Raw genomic sequence first — 22,111 nt, 5'->3', positions numbered from 1 at the left:
ATTAACGATTGGAAAATGGAAAATCAGCTACCTGAGTACTTTCAGGACTTTATGCCCGAGAATGTTTGCTTTGGATGTGGTATACACAATCCCAATGGGTTGCAAATAAAGAGTTACTGGGAGGGTGAGGAGGCGGTATGCAAATGGGTCTCGGAAGAAAAGTACCACGGCTGGCCCAACCTGTTGAATGGTGGTATTTTAGCTACCCTTATTGACTGTCACTGTATGGGCTCGGCCATGGCGCATGCCTACAAACTGGAAGGAAGGCCGCTGGATTCTATGCCTGAATACAGATATGCCACCGGCACTTTGAACGTTCGCTACCTGAAGCCAACTCCCAACGACCAAACGATAGAGCTGAGAGCCCGGGTAAGCGAAGTGAAGAATAGAAAAACGGTGTTCTACTGCGAGGTGTTTGTGAACGGGTTAAAAACAGCGGAGGCCGACGTTGTTGCCATACGGGTGTATGACAGCAGTCAGCCTCCTGCCGAAAATGCTTTCAAATAGTTATATAAGCTCTGAAATATGCGAAGCGTCCTTGGCTTCCAGACCGCTGGCGCCCATCAGGTGAATGTCTATGGCTCTCGCTGCCTCACGGCCTTCAGAAATTGCCCAAACAACAAGGGACTGGCCTCTGCGCAAGTCACCCGCCGCAAAAACATTCTCTAAAGATGTTTTGTAATCCGTGGCCGCCACATTTCCCCTTTCGTCAAGGGAAACTTTCAGTTGGTCAACTAATCCTTCCTTCTCCGGGCCCACAAAGCCTACCGCCAGCAAAGCCAGTTCGCAGGGGATTATTCTTTCGGTGTCTTTGATCTCCACAAAACCGGCCCTTTCTCCAGATTTCGCCGCCTTCCATTCGATATTCACACACTTCACACCTGCCAGGTTGCCGTCCTTATCACCCACAAATTCCTTGGTTAGCACAGCCCAGTCTCTCTCACAGCCCTCTTCATGCGACGACGACGTCCGCAATGTCATTGGCCACTCTGGCCAGGGGTTATCGATGGCTCTCGACTTTGGCGGCTGAGGAAGCAACTCAAGCTGAGTAACGGACTTGGCCCTGTGCCTGTTGGATGTTCCCACGCAGTCGGAACCGGTGTCACCGCCGCCAATCACCATCACATTTTTGTCGGTGGCCATGATCCTCTTCTCGTCAATTTTTTCATCCGATACTTCCTTGTTTTGTTGTGTCAGGAATTCCATGGCAAAATGCACCCCTTTCAAGTCTCTTCCGGGAATCGGAATATCTCTCGGAATGGTGGAACCACCCGCCAGCAAGATGCTGTCATACTTTGACTGTAGTTCCTTGGCGGTAATATCAACCCCTACGTTCACTCCACATTTAAACTCAATTCCCTCAGCCTTCATCACCTCCACACGGCGCTCCACAACCCACTTTTCGAGCTTAAAGTCGGGAATGCCATAACGCAAAAGTCCGCCAGGGCAGGCCGCTCTTTCATACACGGTTACAGTATGGCCAGCCTTATTTAGCTGAGCCGCCGCTGCCAGGCCTGCTGGCCCCGAACCAACAATAGCAACCGTTTTGCCGGTTCTTGTCTTTGGTGGGTTAGGCTTAATCAGACCCAATTCGAACGCTTTCTCAGCAATTGACTTCTCAATATGCTCAATAGCCACTGCGGGCTTATTTATCCCCAACACGCACGACCCTTCGCAGGGGGCGGGGCATATCCGTCCGGTGAATTCAGGAAAGTTATTGGTGCTGCCAAGTATCTCGGCGGCCAGCTCCCAATCCTGCTGGTATACTGCATCGTTGAACTCTGGTATGTTATTCCCTAACGGGCATCCGGTATGGCAAAAAGGTACGCCGCAGCTCATACAACGAGCCGCCTGTTCCTCTGTCTTCTCATCAGCGAACTCGTCGTATATTTCTTTATACTCGTTGATGCGCTGTTTGGGGGGCTTTGCGTGTGGCAGCTCCCTATCGTATTCTAAAAAACCTGTTACTTTCCCCATGATCTTAAACTGCTTGACGGATTCTACGCTTATTGGCATTGGCCAAAACTTCCTTGTACTCTTTTGGCATCACTTTGATAAACTTACCAATATGCCTGTCCCACTCTGACAAAATCATTTCAGCCTTTTTGCTTCCCGTGAACTTCACATGATTTGTCACAAGTGTTTTAATTGTGGAAACGTCCTGATGATCTATCGAATCGAATAGCACCATTTCCATGTTGCACAACTGCTCAAATTCTTCTCCCGGAGAATAAACATAAGCAATACCTCCACTCATTCCGGCAGCAAAGTTCTTTCCTGTAGGACCGAGTATTACAACTCTACCCCCAGTCATGTACTCGCAGCCATGATCGCCCACGCCCTCCACAACGGCGTTAGCGCCAGAGTTTCTGACGGCAAACCGCTCGCCAGCCATGCCATTTATATATGCTTCTCCCGTAATAGCGCCGTAAAGGGCCACGTTGCCTATTATGATCTGCTGGTCATGCACAAACTTTGTTCGCCTGTCGGGGAAGACTATCAGCTGGCTACCTGAAAGGCCCTTGCCAAAGTAGTCGTTGGCCTCGCCTTCAAGAACAAATTTCAGCCCTGATGCTCCAAAAGCGCCAAAGCTCTGGCCGGCTGACCCCCTGAAGTTAATTCTGATAGTGCCTTCCGGAAGCCCTTCTTCGTTGTATTTCTTCGAAATTTCATTCGAGATAAGCGCTCCTACTGACCGGTTGATATTCACTATTTTCAACTTACCTGAAGAGAACTGGCCGGTGTCGAGGGAAGGCTGAGCAATTTTTAAAAGCTTCCAATCCAGAGCCTCGTTTAGCTTATGCTTTTGTGCAATTGAGTTGTAAGCGGTTTCTCCCTGAGCGGGCTCAGCATATTTCAATACAGGGCTCAAATCAATAGTAGCGGCCTTCCAGCCAGGCAGCTTGTCTTTCACCTGAAGCATGTCAGCACGACCGACCATCTCGTTGATTGTTCTGAAGCCTAACGAAGCCATTATCTCCCTAAGCTCTTCAGCCATATAGGTAAACAAGGCAATCACTTCTTCAGGGTTACCGGTGAAGAGTGCTCTCAAATCCGGGTTCTGAGTTGCCACGCCAACAGGACAGGTGTTCAGATGACACTTTCTCATCATAATACAGCCCATGGTGATCAAAGCGGCCGTAGAAACGCCCCACTCCTCAGCACCCAGCATTGTAGCTATGGCGATATCTCTTCCTGTCCTCAGCTGCCCGTCGGTTTGTAATACTACTCTTGAGCGCAGCCTGTTTTTTACAAGGGTTTGATGTGCTTCGGCTAAACCAAGTTCCCAGGGCAAGCCTGCATGTCTGATCGAGCTTATTGGAGAAGCTCCGGTGCCGCCGTCATAACCAGATATAAGAATGGCGTCGGAAAATGCCTTTGCCACGCCAGCTGCAACAGTTCCAACCCCTGCCTCTGAAACAAGCTTCACGTTGATTCTTGCTTCCCGATTAGCATTTTTAAGGTCGTGGATAAGCTGCGCTAAATCTTCAATTGAGTAAATATCGTGATGCGGGGGAGGTGAAATAAGACCAACACCCGGTGTAGAGTTTCTTACACGTCCAATCCACTCATCTACTTTGTGACCCGGCAGCTGGCCACCCTCTCCTGGCTTTGCGCCTTGAGCTACTTTGATCTGAAGCTCGTCGGCATTGCTGAGGTAGTAAGACGACACACCAAACCTGCCAGAGGCCACCTGCTTGATAGCCGACCTCATGTAGTCCCCATTTGGCTTTCGCTCGTAGCGGATTGGATCTTCGCCACCTTCTCCACTATTGCTCTTGCCACCAATCCGGTTCATAGCAATGGCCAATGTGGTGTGGGCTTCAAAAGAGATAGAGCCAAATGACATAGCCCCTGTAGCAAACCTTTTGAAGATTTCCTCCTTGGGCTCCACCTCTTCAATAGGAATAGCTTTGCCAGCCTTAAATTCTAGCAAACTTCTAAGCGTGATGGCTTTTTCTTCTTGCTTATTGATCTTCTCAGCATACTTCTTATATAAGTCGTACGACTTGAGTTTGGTCGACTTCTGGAGCAGATGGATTGTGTCGGGATTGAACAAATGAACTTCTCCCCGGCGTTTCCACTGGTAAATTCCTCCTTCAGGAAGTCGCTTGGTTTGATTTGACTCAGTAAATGCCAGTTTATGCTTAGCCAGGGTTTCCCGGGCAATGCCGTCGAAGCCAAGGCCCTCAATTCTGGATATGGTTCCGTAGAAGCATTTGTTTACCACAGCACTGGAAAGCCCAAGTATTTCGAAAATTTGAGCCCCCTGGTAAGACTGAAGGGTGGAGATGCCCATTTTCGACATTACCTTCAAAATTCCATCACCTATGGCTTTGATGAACTTGGCGTTCGCCTCCTGAAAGCTTAAGGGTTTATCAAGCTTTTCACTTTTCACCAACTCAGCAATAGTATCAAGCGCCATGTAAGGGTAAATAGCGCTGGCGCCAAACCCGACAAGTGTTGCAAAATGATGCACTTCCAGGGCGTCGCCACATTCCACAATCAGACTTGCCTTGGTGCGTATTTTGTTCTTTACAAGGTGGTTCTGAACCGCCCCCAGCGCCAATAGCGACGGTATGGCGGCTCTGTTCTTGCTAAGGTTTCTGTCACTCAGCACCAGAATATTGGAACCTTCAGCAATGGCCTTTTCGGCCTCTTTGCAAATTTCGTTGATGCCTTCTTCAAGCCTGCCTGCCTTGCCGTCTGCGTTGAACAAGATATTTATAATCTTGTAGTTATAGTGCTTGTGATCCCACTGAAGGAGCTTTTCAAAGTTTGATTTGTCCAGAACGGGCTGCGAAATGTGTATCTGCCTGCAATGCTCCGGCGTTTCAGCCAAAATATTCTTTGAGGTACCCACCCTGGTAAACAGTGACATCACCAGCCGTTCCCTGATGGGGTCGATTGGTGGGTTACTTACCTGAGCAAACAATTGCTTAAAATAGAATGAAAGGTGCTGAGGTTGGTTAGACAAGACCGCAATGGGCGTGTCGGTGCCCATGGATCCAAGTGGCTCTTTTCCATCTTCCACCATCGGTTTAAGGATGGTTCTCACGTCTTCGTTGGAGTACCCAAACGCCAACTGCCTTGTTTTCAATTGATCGGCCTCAAACGACGGATGTAACTCCTTTGGCTCTGGCAATAGCCTGAGCTTCGTTCTATTGCCTTTGATCCACTCGGAATAGGGCTGCTTATCAAAGATTTTCTGTTTGATCTCTTCATCAAACATTACCTTTTTTTGCACTAAGTCTACCATCACCATTTTGCCCGGTTGCAACCTTCCATTGGAAATAATCTTGGAAGGGTCGACAGGGTAAACACCCACTTCCGACGCCAAAATGATAAGGCCGTCGCTGGTTACCGTGTAGCGGGCTGGTCTTAGTCCATTTCTGTCGAGCGTTGCGCCTATTCTCAAACCATCGGTAAAACAAACTGCCGCAGGGCCATCCCAGGGCTCCATCATCGACGCATGGAACTTATAGAACGCCTTTCTGTCCTCATCCATCAGAGGATTGTTTTGCCAGGCTTCAGGAATAAGCATCATCATTGCATGCTGTATGCTCCTTCCGGAAAGCACCAAAAGCTCCACCATGGCATCCAGATTGGCAGAATCTGAATCGGCTGAATCACAGATGGGCAGCAACGAGCGCATCTCCTCTTTGGTAAACAACGAAGATTCCATCAGCGCTTGCTTCGACTTCATCTTATTCACATTCCCTCGTATGGTGTTGATTTCGCCATTGTGTGCCAGAAAACGAAAGGGCTGCGCCAGCTTCCATTTGGGGAAAGTATTGGTAGAAAACCGGGAATGAATCATCGCAAAGGCGGAAGTCAGCCTTTTGTCCCTTAGGTCTGTGTAGTAAAACCGTAATTGATCCGTGCGCAACTGGCCTTTGTAAACCACTTTAAAAGCAGAGCACGAGGCTATGTAGAAGTCGGGATGTGATTTGGAAATGAAATGAGTGGCCTGGTTTTTGAAAACGTATAATTTCCTTTCCAATACCATTGAGTCTTCCAAAGGCTCTTTCGGCACCAAAAAGTAGTGGTACATGTCAGGCTCTGTTTGGCGGGCCGACAGGCCTATTTTGCTATTGTCGGTGGGTATCTTTCTGCGGAAAACGATATTAAATTCCCTTTCAGCAGCTATCTGTTTCAGTTGACTAATAGTATCTTCTCTTCCCCTTTGGTCTTTCGGAAGAAAGAGCGTAACCACGCCATATTTACCCGGGGCCGGAAGTTTGACCCCCGAAGCCAGCGCCTCTGCTTCAAAAAACTCATAGGGTACCTGAAATTGAATACCAGCCCCATCTCCGGTGTCAGGCTCAGCGCCTGTAGCACCCCTGTGCTCCATGTTTTCAAGCATGGATATGGCACCAGTAATGATCTCATTTGATTTATGGCCATTGTAGTTGGCAAGAAAGCCCATACCACAATTGTCGTGTTCGAGCTCCGGGCAGTACAAGCCCTCACGTTGTTTTTTCAATTCTTCCATACTTAGGATGTCTAAAAACGTACAAGATGCATTTTGCAAAAAGCAAATAGCTGTGCCTTTTTGGAAAAAGGCTAATTATCATCTTGGGGTTAATGCGAAGCCGTTTTTATGAATTTGTCAAAATGAGAGGCGAAGCAACCAATTTTGTTGTGAAATTCACAATTTAATTATCACGGTAATATGAAAATACGGAATTTCTTGAATGATTCGCAACAAACACGAAAAATTATTAAAAATCAGCAAGCTTCACTTTGCAATTAAAAGATGCATTTGGGGCTCTTTTCGTGCTTTTTGAAAAATCGTCAAGAATGTAGCTCTTTTTATGAAAATACTCACAGCGGACAGAATTTTAACCTTAAAAATTCATAATTGTGTAAATTTTCATTTTAGAGGGCAAAAAAAAGACCTAAAACTTTCTCATTTGCATTTTTTTAGAAAACTTTGGGTCATATTTGAAGCAGAAAAGAATTCTTCATGACATTTATGTAAGGATTTGCCATAAATAAATTAGGGTGTTGTTTAAGCGTGAAAAGGGTGATTAATTTAGTCACCTTTTTTTTTGTGTCGTCTCTCATCGATTTCAGAAACGATGATAACTCGGTTCCCCCAGTGCCAATTACCCCTTCTTCAGCTTTTGCCTGCGCAATTATATACTCATGGGCTATTTTGAAATGCTCTGTCCTAAAGTCATGGATTGTCTCTACAGCCTTATCGTAAAAGAACTGTAATGTCGATTCCGAACTACAATAGTCTTTAAGAGGTGATCCCTGTTTTAGCTTTCTCACAATTGTGGCATGTTGCGGGGGCATATAATTAAGCATCTCTTTCATGTATGCCGAAGACTTGGGCTCCGTATGTTCAATCCCCATTCCTGCGTCCAAAAACTGTAAGACAGCGCTTTGAGCAGCACTCCCGCCATGCCAGCTCTCTGTTACTGTTCTCCCTCCAAGGTCATATCTAACATCTTTGAAAGAGCTGAGGAAAGGTCTTATGCCGGAGTAGAAAACTGAAGGATCGCACTTCTCTTTCATTCTCTTCAGCGTAGTAGTCATCATCCTCACTGCGTTCCTGACTACTTTCAACTGCTGTAAAATGTTCTCAGAGTTTCTGGTGGTGGTGTATTCCAATGCGAGCGCAACGGCAGCAATGGCTTCAGCGGCCTGTGACTCAATCTCCACGGTCACCATATAAAACCACTTCTCATCTTCAGTTCTGGTGAATGTTACCAGGGGCTCAATGTTACCTAATGATACCACGCCCATATTTCCCGTTCTTTTCCAATTAGCCAGCACAGCGGATGCATGCGACAATACGGGCGGCCTCCCTAAGCGAGTGGCGATGTATCGCCATGGAACGGAGATGTTTCTGGGGATCAATGGCGAAGCATCGGCAGAGGTATGGACGATGGCACTTCCCAAAAACGAAAGCACCAGCATGGCCCTTTCCATTTCGCCTTTGCTGCTTATTCTGCCTGGATCTTTGAATGGTAATTTGCCTGCCTCTTCGGCTACGCTGCCGTTTTCTATCCACTCGGGCAAATGGAGTGCTGCCTGGTCCCAGGGAGCAAAATAGGACGAAAGGCTTACTTCAGGAAACGGAGTCAACAAAAATCCGTAGTCAGGGTCGACGCCATGTTCAACCAAAAAAAATTTCCAGTCTGTTACCATTAGCTTAATTAAAAATCAATGATGGAAGGTGTAACTTTTCACAAGTTATCGGGTACCAAAGATATAGCCAACAATAGCAAGGGGGAATTGTGAAGGATTGGTGTAACGTCGAATGAAAAGGATTTTAACTTTTTTTAACACTATGCAACCAACAAATACTGATGTGCATCGTATATACAGCAACCAACAGAGAGTGCCCAACCGTAGATAATTCTCCAAAGGCAACCTGCACAAGGCATGTTTTTTATAATGGGGGCGAAATAAAGTGAAGTATTGACGCAACCCCGAAGGAGAATAATCGTCTTTAGTGAAGATTTGTAAGAGGATCTGAATAGCATAATCAATCGGAAACTAATGTGTGACTATTAAACACTTAAATTTTCGTGCTATGAGAAACTCAGTAAAAAGGACACTGGTGGCTGGCGTTATGAGCCTGTCACTAATTGGAATGACAAATTCAGTTTGGGCAGCAGGCCCAAAAGAGAAAAATGAAAGCAGGGCAGTGCTAAAGGCCAGGGAAATGGTTGAGGAGTCGGCCTACCATGATTGGAAAACACTGGCAAAAGCAGCTGAAAGGTGCATTGTGATTGACAAAAACCTGAAGGAAGCCTACGACTGGCTTTCAATGTCACTCGATCTCAATGAGTCGGTGTACAATCTGACAGTGTTGGGTGACTATTACCTGAAAAATGACCTGCCTGTAAAGGCAATGAACACCTACCTGAAAGCGTTAGGTAAGGGTAGAAGCGAAATAGAAGATTTCGACGGACGTGAACTAGAAAGTAAAGTATGGGTGGTGAGAAACATCATCTACCCTTAAAGATAACAAGTAGTAGAATCCTCTTACGGGAAAGCGCCGGGTAAATTATCCGGTGCTTTTTTTATTCTGTTCACCGCTTTAGGCCTACTGCTTTTGAAGCTGAGCAAACTCCCTGGCAAAATAGCTCAGTATGATGCTGGCACCTGCTCTTTTGATACTCAAAAGGGATTCAACCATCGCCTTCTCCCCATCAAGCCACCCATTTTGAGCTGCGGCTTTAATCATGGCGTACTCTCCGCTTACATTATATGCCGCTATAGGCAATGGAAAATTATCTTTCAACAGCCTGATTACGTCGAGGTAAGCCAGTGCAGGCTTCACCATCAATATATCAGCTCCCTCATTATAGTCCAGTTCGGCTTCAATGAGGGCCTCGTTCCGGTTAGCCGTATCCATCTGATAAGTCTTTTTGTCTCCAGATTTTGGAGCCGAGTCAAGCGCATCTCTGAACGGGCCGTAAAAGGCGCTTGCATACTTGGCTGTGTAGGCAAGGATAGACGTATTGGTATGTCCTGCGTCATCCAGCATCTCTCTTATGTAGCCAACTCGGCCATCCATCATGTCGGAGGGGCCGATAATGTCTGCTCCGGTGCCAGCTTGAGCCACGGCCATTTTTCCGAGTATCTCGAGGGTTTCGTCGTTTACAATTTGTCCATCTTTTACCAATCCGTCGTGTCCGTCGCTGCTGTAAGGATCCATAGCAACGTCAGTCATGAGGCAAGCCTCAGGAAATCTCTTTTTAATATCGCTCAGCGCCCTGAGGTAAAGCCCTTCACCATTGACACTTTCGGTGGCGTACTTATCCTTCTTTGAGTCGTCGATGGCTGGAAAAATCGCAAATGTGCGAATACCTAACATCAGGCATTCCTCAATTTCCTTCAAAAGAACATCCAACGAAAACCGGAAAATTCCAGGCATAGACTTTACCTCCACTCTTTTCCTGGCCCCCTCTATGACAAAAAGTGGAAAGATAAAGTCTTTTGTAGAAAGCCTTGTTTCCTCCACCATTTCCCTAATTACCGCCGATTTCCTGTTTCTTCTTGGTCTTCTTGAAAGCATCGTCCATCAATATTTTTACAAATATAACAGGCCAAAAAGGTAAGTCGCCAGAAACAAGAAAGATATTGGTGCGGCTACTCGTCGGCATAGATTATTACACAATAAAAATATTCTTACATCAAACCCCTGTGAACCATTCCGTTATATACATTTGTTTCGTAATGGTGGCCTTTATGACGAGAATTTTCATTGCACTTTTGTTCGTTGCGTCCGGAGTAGCTTTTGCTCAGGAAAAGAGTCTGGAGGATGAGTCAGCCGACTTTTCTCCGGATCGTCAGCTTCTATTGTACTACCAGTCGTTTGCTAAGGAGGAGCCACTACCGGATTTTGGACTTTTCAAACTTGCAGTCACAGGTTATTTCAATCTCAAAGACAGTGATCGTATTGGCCAGGCAGATATTGTCACTATTATTGACTTCCGAAAGCCTTCCAACCAAAAAAGACTTTGGATAGTTGATCTGAAAGCGAGAAGCGTGCTGTATCATACCCTTGTTGCACATGGAAGAAATACAGGAAACCTCTACGCAGAGTCATTTTCTAATGTTCCCAACTCTAACACAAGCAGCCTTGGCTTCTACACCACAGCACAAACTTACATAGGCAAGCACGGGCTTTCGCTCCGTTTAGACGGGCAGGAAAAAGGCTTCAATGACAAAGCGAGAGAAAGAGCGATTGTGCTTCACGGCGCTGACTATGTAAGCAAAGACTTTGTAAAAATGCATGGTCGATTGGGCCGAAGCTTTGGTTGCCCTTCTGTGCCCATGGCTGTTCACAAAGAAGTGATCAACACCATCAAAGACGGCACTTGTCTTTTTATATTCTACCCTGACAAGAACTATCTCTCCAAAAGCAAATTGATTCAACCAACCAATTTGGTTGCCCAGGTTCAAAAATTGACATCAGAGCCTGCTGCCAACACTGCTGCCGCTCTCGGGAGTTCCCGATAGGCCTTTGGCTATCCTAGCATCACGTTCGTATATGTCCACCCCAAAGCGAAGACTGTTACTTTCGCTTACCCACGCTGTGAGATAGAGTATGTGTACGTCAAGTGGTTTCGGCAAGGTGATGGTAGTTTCTACCCTCGTTTGCACGATTTTTCCAATCTCCTCTCTGGTATACTTAGTGCCTGCTAAAAGGTAGGCAGCCATGTTCAATGGGTTTTTCAACCTGATACACCCGGAGCTGAACGCTCTTTCGCTTTTGTTGAACATTTCCCGACTCGGTGTGTCATGTATGTAAACGCTATAGGGATTAGGAAACATAAACTTCACGTCGCCCAATGCATTTGTGGGCCCCGGGGGCTGACGTAGCATATAGGGGAAGTTGGTTGAAGAAACATTTGGCCAGTCTACATCTGCCAGTGCAACCTCAGTTCCATCACTCCTCAGCACTTTCAAGCCCTTTCTTGTGATCACTGACGGATCCTTCCTTGCCTCGGGCAAAATGTCGGCTTTAAGAATGGTGGGCGGCACTGTCCAGGTGGGGTTAAGTACCAGATACGTCATTTTGCTGCTAAAAATCGGAGTCTTTCTGTACGTTTTACCAATGATCACTTCCGAGTCATACGTCCTGGAAGCCTTGTCGAATATCTCAAGTTCAAAGCTTCCAAGGTTGACAAGTATGTAGCGTTCGCCAAGATCTTCGGGCAACCATCTGAGCCGCTCCATGTTGATCTTTATGTCCTGGATTCGTTTCTCGGCAGGCACATTAAGTAATTCCACGGTTTTTACGCCAGCCACACCATCTGCCCCCAATCCATTTCGGCGTTGAAATATCTTTAGGGCCACTTCCAGATCGTCATCGAAAAAAGGCGACATGTTGCCATCTTTAATCTCTACATTCGATCCCATGTAAAGTCGTCTCTTAATGGCCACCACTCGCTCACTGCTATCTCCCCTTTGAAGCTTATCACCCGCAGGCACGTTTGGAAAGCCCCCCTTTGCCACTACTTCAAGGTAGTAGTCGAGAAAAGACTTGAGTACTGTGTACTCTGGCAGCCTGGGGGCTAGCATTTGTGTGTACTCTCTTAGCTTGCCGGACTCCACCGCCTCGGTTAAATAACCTGCAAAGTCGAAGCTATCGGTTTTTCGCTTTGCTTTCCACTCGGGATCGGCAGTCTCCGGGTTCAACTTGCCATAGTAAAGGTGAGAAGCGTACAAAAAGAAAGCATCTGAAAGCAAAAGCTCTAATTTAATAAGCTCAAAACGACCGACTGAGTCATGCCGGATGGAGTGATTAAGAGACTTCAGTATGTTAGCGTAATGGTAATCGTCGGGCGCCAGCCCTTCTTCTTCCGCATCGCCTATGATGCTCAGCATCTCCTTTGCTTTTCGGTATTTGTCCCTGGTTGTTATCCAAAGTGGCTGAAAATCTCTGCTTACATAAAACTCAGGCAAGGTGTTGATACAAAAAACGGGCTCGTCACCAAGCCTCATTTGGCCATATGCCTGGGCTGTTTCCAATCGCAAGCGGATGGCTTCAGCCAACTCATCATTGGTGAAATCGTGAGCGGATATCTTGGGAGCTAAGAAAAGAAAGCTTAGGAAAACGAAAAAGAAAGCGTTACGAACGAGCATTTTGATAGATTTGTAAAACGAGTACCTCTTTAATATACGATAATAAACGCAATAAATGCACCCAGAATTCATTTCATTCGAGCTTTTTGGAAAGCCGGTCACCATCCACTTTTACGGTTTGTTGATCGCTCTTGGAGCAACATTGGGCTATTTTTACGCAGCAAAAACCGCCAAACGGGAACTGGGGATCGAGTCAGATGTCATTCAAGGACTCGCAAGATGGGTAATCATTGCCGCATTTGTAGGGGGGAAATTGTTTTATTATTTCGAATCACCCGCCTACTATTTTGGCGAACCGGCCAATATGTTAAAAAACTTTCGGACGGGTTTCGTTTTCTACGGTTCACTCATTTTTGCCATTCCAACCGTCATTTGGTATTTCAGAAAGCATAAGTTACCGTTTTGGCCAATGATGGATTTAGTAGCCGTTACAGGCTGCATCGTTCATGTTTGCGGCAGAATGGGTTGCTTTTTCGCTGGCTGCTGCTACGGTAAGCCAACTGATATGCCGTGGGGCATTACCTTTTCCGACACCCTTTCACAAGCCAAACCACTTAATACACCCCTGCACCCAACACAGCTTTATGAGATTTTCCTCATCCTCTCGATTCTGGTGGTGCTGCTAATGTTCAAACGGCACAAAAGGTTTGAGGGACAGCTGTTTTTTCTGTATATCATGATGTACGCTGTCGGTCGGTCGGTTACAGAAATATTCAGGGGTGATATCCGAAGAGGGTTCATTATTGAAAATGTACTCTCACATTCTCAGCTCATCTCTCTTATCCTGATTTCTCTGGTAGGTATTTTCTACTACCGGTTCTCCAAAAAACAAAAGCCTATCGTCAAACAGAAGCCCTGACTCTCACTTTTAATGCCTTCTTATTAATGTTGATTTCAAAAGGGGGGTGGCCCAATAGCTCGCCGTCGATATGCATCCATTGCTTTTTGTCGGCCTCTATGCTTACGTGACTGGCTTTAAAGAAGCTTACTTCCTCTAGTTTGCCGTGTCTTCCGGCTCCAAGCTTGCTCAGGCTAAGGAACCTGTTCCAGGGGAGAATTCTTTCAATAAGGCACACGTCCAGCAAACCGTCATCCACTTTAGCATCAGGAGTTAGCACAAATCCGCCGCCAAAAGTGGTTCCATTGGCCACTGTGAGCAGAAGGACTTTTTTGGTGTATTTTTTTCCATCGATACTGAATGACAGCTGCTTCTCCTGATAGGAACTTAAGATTCTGAGCACCCTGTACAGGTAGGCGCCGTAACCCCAAAGAAGCAGCGGCTTTTTCTTTTGCTTCATGTCAGCTACAATCTGACCATCGAACCCAATTCCAACCCCATTGTGAAACAACCGTTCGTTGCAAACGCCCAAATCGATGGTTTTCTCTACCCCGTGAAGAAGGGTATCCAGCTGCTGAAGGAGGTTGCTCCCAACGTCTACCGACTTAATAAAATCGTTGCCGGTGCCGGTGGAAATTACATTGACCACCACCTGCTTATTGTCGCCAATTCCGTTTATAGCATCGTTAAGTGTTCCGTCTCCCCCGATAACCAAAAGGTCGGTAAAGCTTTCGTCTAATCTCTTCTTCACGATTGCCTTTGCATTCTGGCCTTTCTTGGTAAAGAAAGATTCGTAGACCAGATCGTTCGTTCGCAGGAACTTCTCTACCTCTCCAACAATTTTGGCACCTTTGCCATACCCGGCGGCCGGGTTTACCATTAACAGGAGTTTTCTCGGCATAGTCGGCTATAAGTTGTCAATAATGAAATTCGTTATCATGGTGTACAAATGATAGCGGTACTTACCACCAGAAATACCATGTGTTTTGTCGGGGTAATAAAAGGACTCAAACTGCTTTCCCTCCCTAATAAGTGCGTCCTGCAGTGCTACCGAGTTTTGAAAGTGAACATTGTCATCGCCCGTCCCATGGATAAGCAAGAAATTGCCTTTTAGCTTATCGGCATGAGTAATGGGGGAGTTGTCATCATATCCACCGGCGTTGTCCTGTGGGCGCATGAGGTAGCGTTCAGTATAAATGGTGTCGTAAAATCGCCATGTGGTCACAGGTGCCACCGCAATGGCCGCCTTGAAGAGATCGGCTCCTTTGAACAACACCAGTGAGCTCATGTACCCTCCGTAGCTCCAACCCCAAATACCGATGCGGGATACGTCGACAAATGGCAGTTTCCTAAAATAATGGGCCGCTTCTATGTGATCCTCCGTTTCATACTTGCCAAGCTGCTTGTAAGTCAGCTTCTTAAACTGTTCGCCACGCCCCCCTGTTCCCCGGGTATCGACCACCGCCACGATATAGCCCTTTTGAGTCAGCATTTGGTGCCAAAAAAAGTGGCCACCGCCCCAGGCGTTGGTTACGTTTTGAGAGCCAGGCCCGCTGTATTGATATAGCAATACCGGATACTTTTTATTAGGGTCGAAACCAGCGGGCTTCAGAAAATAGCCATTCAAGTCGGTTCCCTGCGAAGTGGTGAAACTGAAAAACTCTTTATCCACAAAGCCGTAGTCGTTAGTAGCTTTCGCCAGTGCAGCATTGTCCTTCAATACTTTTACTAATTTGTTGCCTTTGCTTTGATGCAAAGTAACTTTCTGTGGCTGCGTGGCACTGGTGAAGTAATTAATATAAAAACGGGTATCGGTGCTCATTACCACTCTGTTCCATCCTTTGTCCAGGCTCAACTTCGCCTTGTTTTTCCCTTTTACATCTATTCTGTAAAGGGCTCTTTCCATCGGCGACTCTTCAGTAGAAGTATAGAACAATACTGGGGTTTTGGTGCTTTGGTCAACGCCGGCGAGCGACACTGCTTCCCATGGGCCATTAGTAATCTGCCGAACCAGCTCACCACTCAGGCTATACAGGTAAAAGTGTTTGAAGCCACTTTTTTCGGAGGAAAACAAAAATGTTTTGCCATCCTCCAGGTAGGTGAGGTCGTCACAGAAGGTGAAATCAATATAAGTCTCCGACTTATCGGTGAGTATGATTGTCGACTTCCCGGTGGAGGCGTCAGTGTGCAAAATATCCAATTGGTTTTGAAGGCGGTTCAGTCGCTGAATCGAAAGGGTTTTTCCATCCTTCAGCCACTTGATTCTGGGGATATAAATATCTGTCTCGCTGCCGATGTCGGCCTTAACGTTTCGGTTGGCTCCCACTTCATAAATAAAAACATTAACCACCGAGTTTGATTCACCTGCCTTTGGGTACTTGTATCTATAGTCCTCCGGATACAGCTGACCCTCATGCCACACTTGCATGTTGTACTCCTTCACCAACGACTCGTCAAACTTGTAGTAGGCTATTCGCTGACCGTCGGGTGACCATTCAAAAGCCTTTGTCAGGTACAACTCCTCCTCATACACCCAGTCGGTGCTGCCGTTGATGATGGCGTTGCGTTTTCCATCACTGGTTATCTGCACCTCCTGGCCTGAGGCAATGTCCTTCCAAAACAGATTGTTGTCACGGGTAAAGGCAACTTTGGTTCCGTCGGGTGAAAAGGTGCCGTATGCCTGGCGCCCGTCAGAAAGTTTTGAAACAGCCTTCGTTGCGATGTCATACACATAAAAAACCGCAGTGTAGGATCTCCTGAACACCGACTGCCGATCAGTTAACAATAATATTTTAGCCTCATCGTCACTGAATGTGTAGTCGTCAATTTTTAGAGAAGCGGAAAGTGCACCTCCATCAACAAGCTCCTCGACTGCCAGACCGGTAGTGACATCGTATTTCACCACCTTATTGTCCTCCAGTGCGGAGTAAAACTGCCCGTCCTTCATCCAGTTCACGCTGTTGACCGACTCGACGTTGAAAGTATTTTTCAGGGTAAAATCTTCGATAGAGATCTGGCTTTGCGAAAGAAGAGAAGTATTCAGGCTGAATAAAATTAAGAGCGTTGCGACTAACTTATGCATTTTTTCATGTGTATATAATTTGTTTCTCAGCGGCCACATGGAATAGCTTTTACCAATGGGAATGAATATTTAGATTCTCGATCCACTTATTCATTTCCGGCGGGTATGGTATTCCTTATGGCTATTTCATCTTTGAACTTCGAAAATAACTATTTCCCGAAGTTTTTCTAAACCGGCTATCAATCCCACACGGATGTCTTTAGAAACAAAAACACCTGAGACTTATGTCCCAGGTGCCTTCCTAATATGATGTTGTATTGCTTAGTTTCCTCCGGTTGGAGCAGCCTTTGGCGTGATTCCCATTTTCTGCAACACGATGTTGGAGATTTCGTCACTGTCCTTGGCGAATAGCAACGCTTCTGATCTAAACACGTGCGTGAACCCGTTTTCTTTGGCTACGTCGTCAATTGCCTTCTGAATTTTGTCGTAGGCAGGTTGTAGCAGCTGAAGCTCCTTGTCCTGCATAGACTGCTGGGCATCACGTTGAAATTTTTCGATAGACGCCTGAAGGTTCTGAAGCTCTTCCTGCTTGTCGGCTCTTTCAATGTCGGTCATTGTCTGGTAGCCGCTTTGAAACGCCTGACCTTTGGTTTGGAACTCCTGAATTTTCGCCTGAAGGCGGTTTTGCAGTTGAGTTTCGTACGCCTTAAGGTCGGCCTCTATTTGCTTCGCTTCGGGCATTTGAGTGAGTATATAGTCTACATTGGTGTACCCAACTTTCAGTTCCTGTGCTGTGACTGAAACAGCGAAAAGTACAAATACACCAAACAGCAAGCTTCTAAGTTTCATGACTTTACGTTTTAATTTTTAATTACATCGTTTTCGTTGGCCAGGCCAAGCTCTTCAAGTACATAGTCAGTATAATCATGAATCGGATCTGTGTAGATCATGACCAACTCACCGGATTTATCAAAAACAATGGCGAGGCGATTGTTCTTTGCCATTTTTTCCACTGCCTCCCATATTTTATCCTGAACAGGCTTTATCAACTCTTTCTTCTTTAAGAAGAAAAGGCCTTCAAAGCCAAACACTTTCTTTTGATACTCCTTCACTTCCTGCATTTTCCGGTCAATCTCCGCCCTTCTGTCCTTCTTCATCTCCTCGGTAAGAAGCACCTCTTCTGCATGGAAGGCAATCTGCATCTGCTCCACTTCCTGGAACATTTTCTTTATTTCTTCCTCCCAGGACAACGACAGCTTGTCTATTTCTCCCTGGGCTTCCCTGTAATCCGGCATTTGCTCCAGGATATACCCTGTGTCAACATAGCCGAATTTTTGGGCAAAGGTAGTATTTATCCCTAAACTTAAAATAAATAGCGTAAAGACTGTCCTTTTCATAGTCACATGAGGTTAGCGTATTTGCTGCCCTATGGAGAAGTGGAACTGTCCACCACTTCTTGAAGTTTGGCCCGGTATGGTATCAAAGCCATAACCATAGTCAACACCCAGAAGTCCAAAAGCGGGCATGAATACTCTAACGCCGGCTCCTACTGATTTATATAAGTTATAAGGATTATAATCCTTCAACACGTTCCAGTTGTTGCCCCCTTCTGCGAAGGTAAGCAGGTAAATGGTAGCAGTTGGGCTCAACGACACAGGATACCTTAGCTCGAAGACAAACTTGTTATATATAACACCACCCGTAATATTGTTTACCTGATCGTAGGTTCGCAGAGAGTTATCAGCATACCCCCTCAAACCAATAATGTCGGTGGCGAGGATAAAGTTTTGCCCTGCCAAACCACTACCTCCCAAAGAGAACCTTTCAAAAGGCGTGCCAGGACTGTCTTTGTCGTAAGACCCGATGACACCAAAGTGCACACGGTTCACCAAAACAAGGTTGCCAACCAGCTTGAGGTAGTACCACGAATCGAACATCCACTTGTGGTACTCCACCCACTTGTACTTTTCGTTAGGGGGTAAGTCAGAAATGCCTTCACCCCTGATGGCAGAATAGGGTGGTGTAAATGATGCGGTTAATGAGATGTTAGAGCCAGACCTTGGGTACATCGGCTGATCCACACTGTTTCTGGCAATGGTTGTGTTAAATGTTAAGCTATTCGCTACACCGTCGGTAAAACCAAGAGACTGAGTACTGGTGAATCCGGCGCCATAATTATTCAAATCGTACTTCAAATACGACAAGCTATTGCTCACGGTAAAGTAGTCATCGGGCCATGTGACACGGCGGCCCAAGCTTGCGGTAATACCCTGCACGCCAAGGGTGCCCAGCGGCGGTTCGCTGGTCGTGTAAAGGTATTGCCTCTGAATGGAATAGCTGTACGACAGTCCGAAAGAGTTTGGCTTGCGGCCTCCCAGCCATGGCTCAGAGAACGACACCGAATAGGTCTGGAATCTTTTACCATTGGCCTGGAACCTGACGGACAGCTTTTGACCATCACCCACAGGAAGGGGACTCCATGTTTTCGGATAAGGTATTTTCCTTAGTGAGAAGTTGTTGAAAGTGACGCCAAGGGTACCCACAAAGCCGATGGGTCCACCCCAACCACCAGAAAGCTCTATCTGGTCGCTTGGACGTTCTTCTACCTGCCATTCGATGTCGGCAGTTTCCTTGGCAATGTTAGGAAGGACGTTGGGTGTTACTGTTTCCGGGTTAAAGTAACCCAGCTGTGCAAGCTCCCTTTGCGTACGGATTACGTCGTTACGGCTAAATTTCTGGCCGGGAAGCGTTCTCAGCTCACGAATAATCACGTGGTCGTTGGTCCGGTCATTGCCTGTCACATAAATTTTATCCAGCGTCGCCTGCGAGCCCTCAGAAAGGCGCATTTCTACGTCAATACTGTCACCATTTATCTTAACCTCTACGGGTTTAATGTCGAAAAAGAGATAGCCATTGTCCATGTAAAGAGAGCTAATATCCGCACCCTGCGGGTTGAATGTCAGCTTCTTCTTAACAAGTTCCATGTCATAGACATCACCCCTCTTAATAGCAAGCACCTTGTCGAGCGTTTCATTGTCGTACACATAATTGCCTGACCAGGTAATATCGCCAAAGTAATATTTCTGACCTGGATCTACGGTGATGTAGACATCAAGGCCCTTGCCGCTCTTTACAGTTGAGTCAGCTACTATTTCTGCATCCCGATAACCCTGAGCATTAAAATATGTGATAAGGCTCTTTTTGTCTTCCTCATATTTTGGCTGGAGGAACTTCTTGGTTTTGAAAACATTGATTTTTACGTTGTCGTGCAAATAGCTCCTAAACTCTCTCCACCCGAAGGGCTTAGTCGACGTAACAAATTCTTTTACTTCCTTGGGCTGGAAGACTCTAAGAGAACGACCAATCAAGTCCTCTATAAGCGTGAACCTAAGCCGCTCTCCCGTGTTTTTCATTTTTGACTTCAGCTTGGAGTCCAGAAAAACATCGTTGCCTGTAAATTTGATGTCGTTTACCTTGACCTTGTACTTTTTGTCAACCACAATTTTCAACATCACGCTGTTGGAAAGCAGCGTGTCCTTTTGTTGGACGACTTTCACATCAGCATTCAGGTAGCCTTTTCCCTGAAAATACTTTTTAATGGTCAGCTCGGTATTCTTGATGACTGCGTCAGTTACTACCCTTCCCTTGATAAGTTTGATGTCGTCTTCGATATCGCTTTTCTGGGTTTTGTTAAGGCCCTCGAAAGTGAACTTGGTCAGTCGTGGTCTTTCCTTCAGCTCAATCGTCAAAAAGATTTGGTTGCCTTCGATTTTGCTAACAAATAGCGAGACGTCTCCCAAAATACCCTGGTTCCAAAGCTTTTTGATGGCGCCGGAGGTGGCGTCACCAGGCACCTTAATGGTTGAGCCAACACTCAGGCCCGAAATTGAAATGATGGCGTTTTTGTCCAGGTATTCTGAACCCGTCACTTCTATGCCTCCAATCTCATATTCTTTTGGGTTGGAGTAGTCGAGCTGTAGACCCGAACCAGAGGTAGCTGGGGTGCTCCGAAGTCCCGGGCGGATTTGTGCGTCCACACTTTGGACAATGCACAACAGGGAGGCCGCAAATACAATTACAATTTTCTTCATTCTCAGGAATTCACTTGTTCACTGATTTTTCCAAATCTTCTTTCTCTTCTTTGGTACCCAACTATAGCCTCATAAAGATGCTCTCTTCTGAAGTCGGGCCAAAGCACTTCTGTAATAAAGAGCTCGGTGTAAGCAACTTGCCAAAGCAAAAAATTACTTATGCGCATTTCCCCGCTAGTCCTGATTAACAACTCCGGGTCAGGAATGCCCTTAGTGTCAAGGTAAGCGTCCAACAGCCCCTCCGTAATGTCCTCTGTGCTTCTATGCCCAGCTACTACATCCTGAGCTACTTTTTTGACAGCTTCCGTAATTTCCCACCTGCCACTGTAATTCAAGGCCAGTATCAGCGTCAGTCCATCATTGAACTGAGTTGCCTTCTTAGCGTAGTCCAGATTTTCCTGCGCATCCTTTGGCAAGCTCAGAATGTTGCCTATCGACTTAAGCCTGATATTATTTTTCTGTAATGTTGGCAGCTCCTTTTTAATGGTGGACACCAACAATGACATCAATCCATTTACCTCCTCGATAGGCCTGGCCCAGTTCTCCGTTGAAAACGCATACAAAGTTAAATAATCGACGCCCAGCTCTGCACTTCCTTCTGCGGCATCTCTCACTGCCTGTATGGCATTCTGATGTCCGAATATCCTTGCAGCACCTCTCTTTTTAGCCCATCTACCGTTGCCATCCATAATGATGGCAATGTGGCGGGGAATAGCGTCTGAATTAATCAATTCTTTCATGCCCTAAGGTTCTCTCAGTGTCTAGCAAACCGCAAAGTTGCTAATTTTTAGCTAAATAAATAAGGAGAAATCTAAATAGGAGAGTCAATTATACTCATAACGGTTGGGAACATACCTGAAAGGACAGGGAATTTCGTACAAAATATAGGTAATCGAGAACCCAGCGAAGTAATACCAGTCCTTGCTTTCCGGATTGCCGTACTGGTAGTTTTTCAATGTGATATCACCATCGGACACGCTGTCCAAATAGTCGAAAAAGGTCTTTCTCAATCCAAATTCTAATCCTACAGCATATCTCTTGCCTACGAGCTGCTTAATACCAACCCCAAAGGGGACAACAGGTTGCAGTTTACTGAAGTCTGCTCTGGCCTCATCGTAGCCAAAGGTCCTGAAAATACCAAAGCCAGCAAAAAAGTAGGGCGAGAAATAAACGTTGGTGTGTGGGTGCTTATAGTCCAGAAAATAGTACTCAAACACCGATGAACCCTCAATTAACGTAATATCGAATGAATAGTCTCTATTGGTGCCTAGTATATCAACTGCCCGCTGATCGTCTCCTCTTATCTTGCCTGCCGTCAGCCCAAGCCTTACGCTCACTACGTTGTTAATGTTCATCCTGTAAAATGCGTTGAGCCCGGGAGTCCACCCCTTCAACCGCAGTTTTGGGTTAAGATCCCCGGTATAGCTAAGCATGCCCAACCCTCCACCAAATTCTGTGTATTGAGCAAGGGCCCTGTTGCTAAAAAAAATCACCAGCAGACTGGTGATTAATGATATGTAAACTCTGTTTTTCAACTTCCCA

Annotated in this window: 16 protein-coding genes; 4 read left to right on the top strand and 12 right to left on the bottom strand. The window is 46.1% G+C overall.

The window, feature by feature from the left end:
- Positions 1-15 precede the first annotated feature (15 nt).
- Positions 16-507 carry a PaaI family thioesterase gene (locus ACMVP2_RS12870; protein WP_416867982.1) on the top strand — a complete coding sequence of 164 codons (492 nt, stop codon included), beginning with the start codon at positions 16-18 and terminating at the stop codon, positions 505-507.
- On the opposite strand, the gene ACMVP2_RS12865 is transcribed toward ACMVP2_RS12870, so the two are convergent.
- The 3 genes from ACMVP2_RS12865 to ACMVP2_RS12855 all read right to left on the bottom strand — a co-directional run bounded on the left by ACMVP2_RS12865 (position 508) and on the right by ACMVP2_RS12855 (position 8,163).
- Positions 508-1,977, bottom strand: a complete 1,470-nt coding sequence (locus tag ACMVP2_RS12865) for a glutamate synthase subunit beta (RefSeq protein ID WP_416867981.1) — start codon at positions 1,975-1,977, stop codon at positions 508-510.
- A 4-nt stretch (positions 1,978-1,981) separates the two neighbouring features.
- Entirely contained in the window at positions 1,982-6,496 is a 4,515-nt protein-coding gene (gltB, locus tag ACMVP2_RS12860; RefSeq protein ID WP_416867980.1) for a glutamate synthase large subunit, read from the bottom strand.
- Positions 6,497-6,942: 446 nt separating this feature from the next.
- Entirely contained in the window at positions 6,943-8,163 is a 1,221-nt protein-coding gene (locus ACMVP2_RS12855) for a hypothetical protein (protein ID WP_416867979.1), read from the bottom strand.
- Between the two features lie 388 nt (positions 8,164-8,551).
- Between ACMVP2_RS12855 and ACMVP2_RS12850 the strand changes: the two genes are divergently transcribed.
- Entirely contained in the window at positions 8,552-8,983 is a 432-nt protein-coding gene (locus ACMVP2_RS12850; protein WP_416867978.1) for a hypothetical protein, read from the top strand.
- 84 nt (positions 8,984-9,067) lie between these two features.
- On the opposite strand, the gene hemB is transcribed toward ACMVP2_RS12850, so the two are convergent.
- On the bottom strand, positions 9,068-10,042 hold the full coding sequence (gene hemB / locus ACMVP2_RS12845; RefSeq protein ID WP_416867977.1) for a porphobilinogen synthase: 975 nt from the start codon (positions 10,040-10,042) through the stop codon (positions 9,068-9,070).
- A 173-nt stretch (positions 10,043-10,215) separates the two neighbouring features.
- Between hemB and ACMVP2_RS12840 the strand changes: the two genes are divergently transcribed.
- Positions 10,216-10,989 carry a murein L,D-transpeptidase catalytic domain family protein gene (locus tag ACMVP2_RS12840; protein ID WP_416867976.1) on the top strand — a complete coding sequence of 258 codons (774 nt, stop codon included), beginning with the start codon at positions 10,216-10,218 and terminating at the stop codon, positions 10,987-10,989.
- Here the strand turns inward: ACMVP2_RS12840 and ACMVP2_RS12835 are convergent.
- The gene (locus ACMVP2_RS12835; RefSeq protein ID WP_416867975.1) at positions 10,942-12,618 is read right to left on the bottom strand and encodes a L,D-transpeptidase family protein; all 1,677 of its coding nucleotides are present in this window, start codon (positions 12,616-12,618) and stop codon (positions 10,942-10,944) included. The two genes, ACMVP2_RS12840 and ACMVP2_RS12835, sit on opposite strands and share 48 nt — an antisense overlap.
- A 55-nt stretch (positions 12,619-12,673) precedes the next feature.
- Here ACMVP2_RS12835 and lgt point away from each other — a divergent pair, with 55 nt between their 5' ends.
- Positions 12,674-13,477: a prolipoprotein diacylglyceryl transferase gene (lgt, locus tag ACMVP2_RS12830; RefSeq protein WP_339785074.1), complete on the top strand. Its 804-nt coding sequence runs from the start codon at positions 12,674-12,676 to the stop codon at positions 13,475-13,477.
- On the opposite strand, the gene ACMVP2_RS12825 is transcribed toward lgt, so the two are convergent.
- The 7 genes from ACMVP2_RS12825 to ACMVP2_RS12795 form a co-directional block, all read right to left on the bottom strand.
- Positions 13,461-14,357 (bottom strand): diacylglycerol kinase family protein, encoded by an 897-nt coding sequence (locus tag ACMVP2_RS12825; protein WP_339785076.1) that lies wholly within the window; start codon positions 14,355-14,357, stop codon positions 13,461-13,463. The two genes, lgt and ACMVP2_RS12825, sit on opposite strands and share 17 nt — an antisense overlap.
- Before the next feature lie 6 nt (positions 14,358-14,363).
- On the bottom strand, positions 14,364-16,538 hold the full coding sequence (locus tag ACMVP2_RS12820; RefSeq protein ID WP_416867974.1) for a S9 family peptidase: 2,175 nt from the start codon (positions 16,536-16,538) through the stop codon (positions 14,364-14,366).
- A gap of 261 nt (positions 16,539-16,799) precedes the next feature.
- Complete coding sequence (locus ACMVP2_RS12815; protein WP_339785080.1) at positions 16,800-17,327, bottom strand: OmpH family outer membrane protein; 528 nt, start codon at positions 17,325-17,327, stop codon at positions 16,800-16,802.
- A gap of 11 nt (positions 17,328-17,338) precedes the next feature.
- Complete coding sequence (locus tag ACMVP2_RS12810; protein ID WP_151997789.1) at positions 17,339-17,875, bottom strand: OmpH family outer membrane protein; 537 nt, start codon at positions 17,873-17,875, stop codon at positions 17,339-17,341.
- A 12-nt stretch (positions 17,876-17,887) separates the two neighbouring features.
- Complete coding sequence (locus ACMVP2_RS12805) at positions 17,888-20,569, bottom strand: BamA/OMP85 family outer membrane protein (RefSeq protein ID WP_339785087.1); 2,682 nt, start codon at positions 20,567-20,569, stop codon at positions 17,888-17,890.
- Positions 20,570-20,571: 2 nt separating this feature from the next.
- Positions 20,572-21,309: an isoprenyl transferase gene (locus tag ACMVP2_RS12800; protein WP_317489157.1), complete on the bottom strand. Its 738-nt coding sequence runs from the start codon at positions 21,307-21,309 to the stop codon at positions 20,572-20,574.
- Positions 21,310-21,393: 84 nt separating this feature from the next.
- Complete coding sequence (locus ACMVP2_RS12795) at positions 21,394-22,104, bottom strand: DUF6089 family protein (protein WP_339785089.1); 711 nt, start codon at positions 22,102-22,104, stop codon at positions 21,394-21,396.
- Between the last annotated feature and the right edge of the window lie 7 nt (positions 22,105-22,111).

Source organism: Imperialibacter sp., from assembly GCF_048007035.1.
Classification (GTDB): Bacteria; Bacteroidota; Bacteroidia; order Cytophagales; family Cyclobacteriaceae; genus Imperialibacter.
This window is presented reverse-complemented; position numbering and strand designations above follow the sequence as displayed.

Excerpts from the sequence above, each read along its gene's own strand:
- ACMVP2_RS12870 (WP_416867982.1), top strand. The coding sequence starts at position 16 with ATGGAAAATCAGCTACCTGAGTACTTTCAGGACTTTATGCCCGAGAAT.
- ACMVP2_RS12865 (WP_416867981.1), bottom strand. The coding sequence starts at position 1,977 with ATGGGGAAAGTAACAGGTTTTTTAGAATACGATAGGGAGCTGCCACAC.
- gltB (WP_416867980.1), bottom strand. The coding sequence starts at position 6,496 with ATGGAAGAATTGAAAAAACAACGTGAGGGCTTGTACTGCCCGGAGCTC.
- ACMVP2_RS12855 (WP_416867979.1), bottom strand. The coding sequence starts at position 8,163 with ATGGTAACAGACTGGAAATTTTTTTTGGTTGAACATGGCGTCGACCCT.
- ACMVP2_RS12850 (WP_416867978.1), top strand. The coding sequence starts at position 8,552 with ATGAGAAACTCAGTAAAAAGGACACTGGTGGCTGGCGTTATGAGCCTG.
- hemB (WP_416867977.1), bottom strand. The coding sequence starts at position 10,042 with ATGCTTTCAAGAAGACCAAGAAGAAACAGGAAATCGGCGGTAATTAGG.
- ACMVP2_RS12840 (WP_416867976.1), top strand. The coding sequence starts at position 10,216 with ATGACGAGAATTTTCATTGCACTTTTGTTCGTTGCGTCCGGAGTAGCT.
- ACMVP2_RS12835 (WP_416867975.1), bottom strand. The coding sequence starts at position 12,618 with ATGCTCGTTCGTAACGCTTTCTTTTTCGTTTTCCTAAGCTTTCTTTTC.
- lgt (WP_339785074.1), top strand. The coding sequence starts at position 12,674 with ATGCACCCAGAATTCATTTCATTCGAGCTTTTTGGAAAGCCGGTCACC.
- ACMVP2_RS12825 (WP_339785076.1), bottom strand. The coding sequence starts at position 14,357 with ATGCCGAGAAAACTCCTGTTAATGGTAAACCCGGCCGCCGGGTATGGC.
- ACMVP2_RS12820 (WP_416867974.1), bottom strand. The coding sequence starts at position 16,538 with ATGCATAAGTTAGTCGCAACGCTCTTAATTTTATTCAGCCTGAATACT.
- ACMVP2_RS12815 (WP_339785080.1), bottom strand. The coding sequence starts at position 17,327 with ATGAAACTTAGAAGCTTGCTGTTTGGTGTATTTGTACTTTTCGCTGTT.
- ACMVP2_RS12810 (WP_151997789.1), bottom strand. The coding sequence starts at position 17,875 with ATGAAAAGGACAGTCTTTACGCTATTTATTTTAAGTTTAGGGATAAAT.
- ACMVP2_RS12805 (WP_339785087.1), bottom strand. The coding sequence starts at position 20,569 with ATGAAGAAAATTGTAATTGTATTTGCGGCCTCCCTGTTGTGCATTGTC.
- ACMVP2_RS12800 (WP_317489157.1), bottom strand. The coding sequence starts at position 21,309 with ATGAAAGAATTGATTAATTCAGACGCTATTCCCCGCCACATTGCCATC.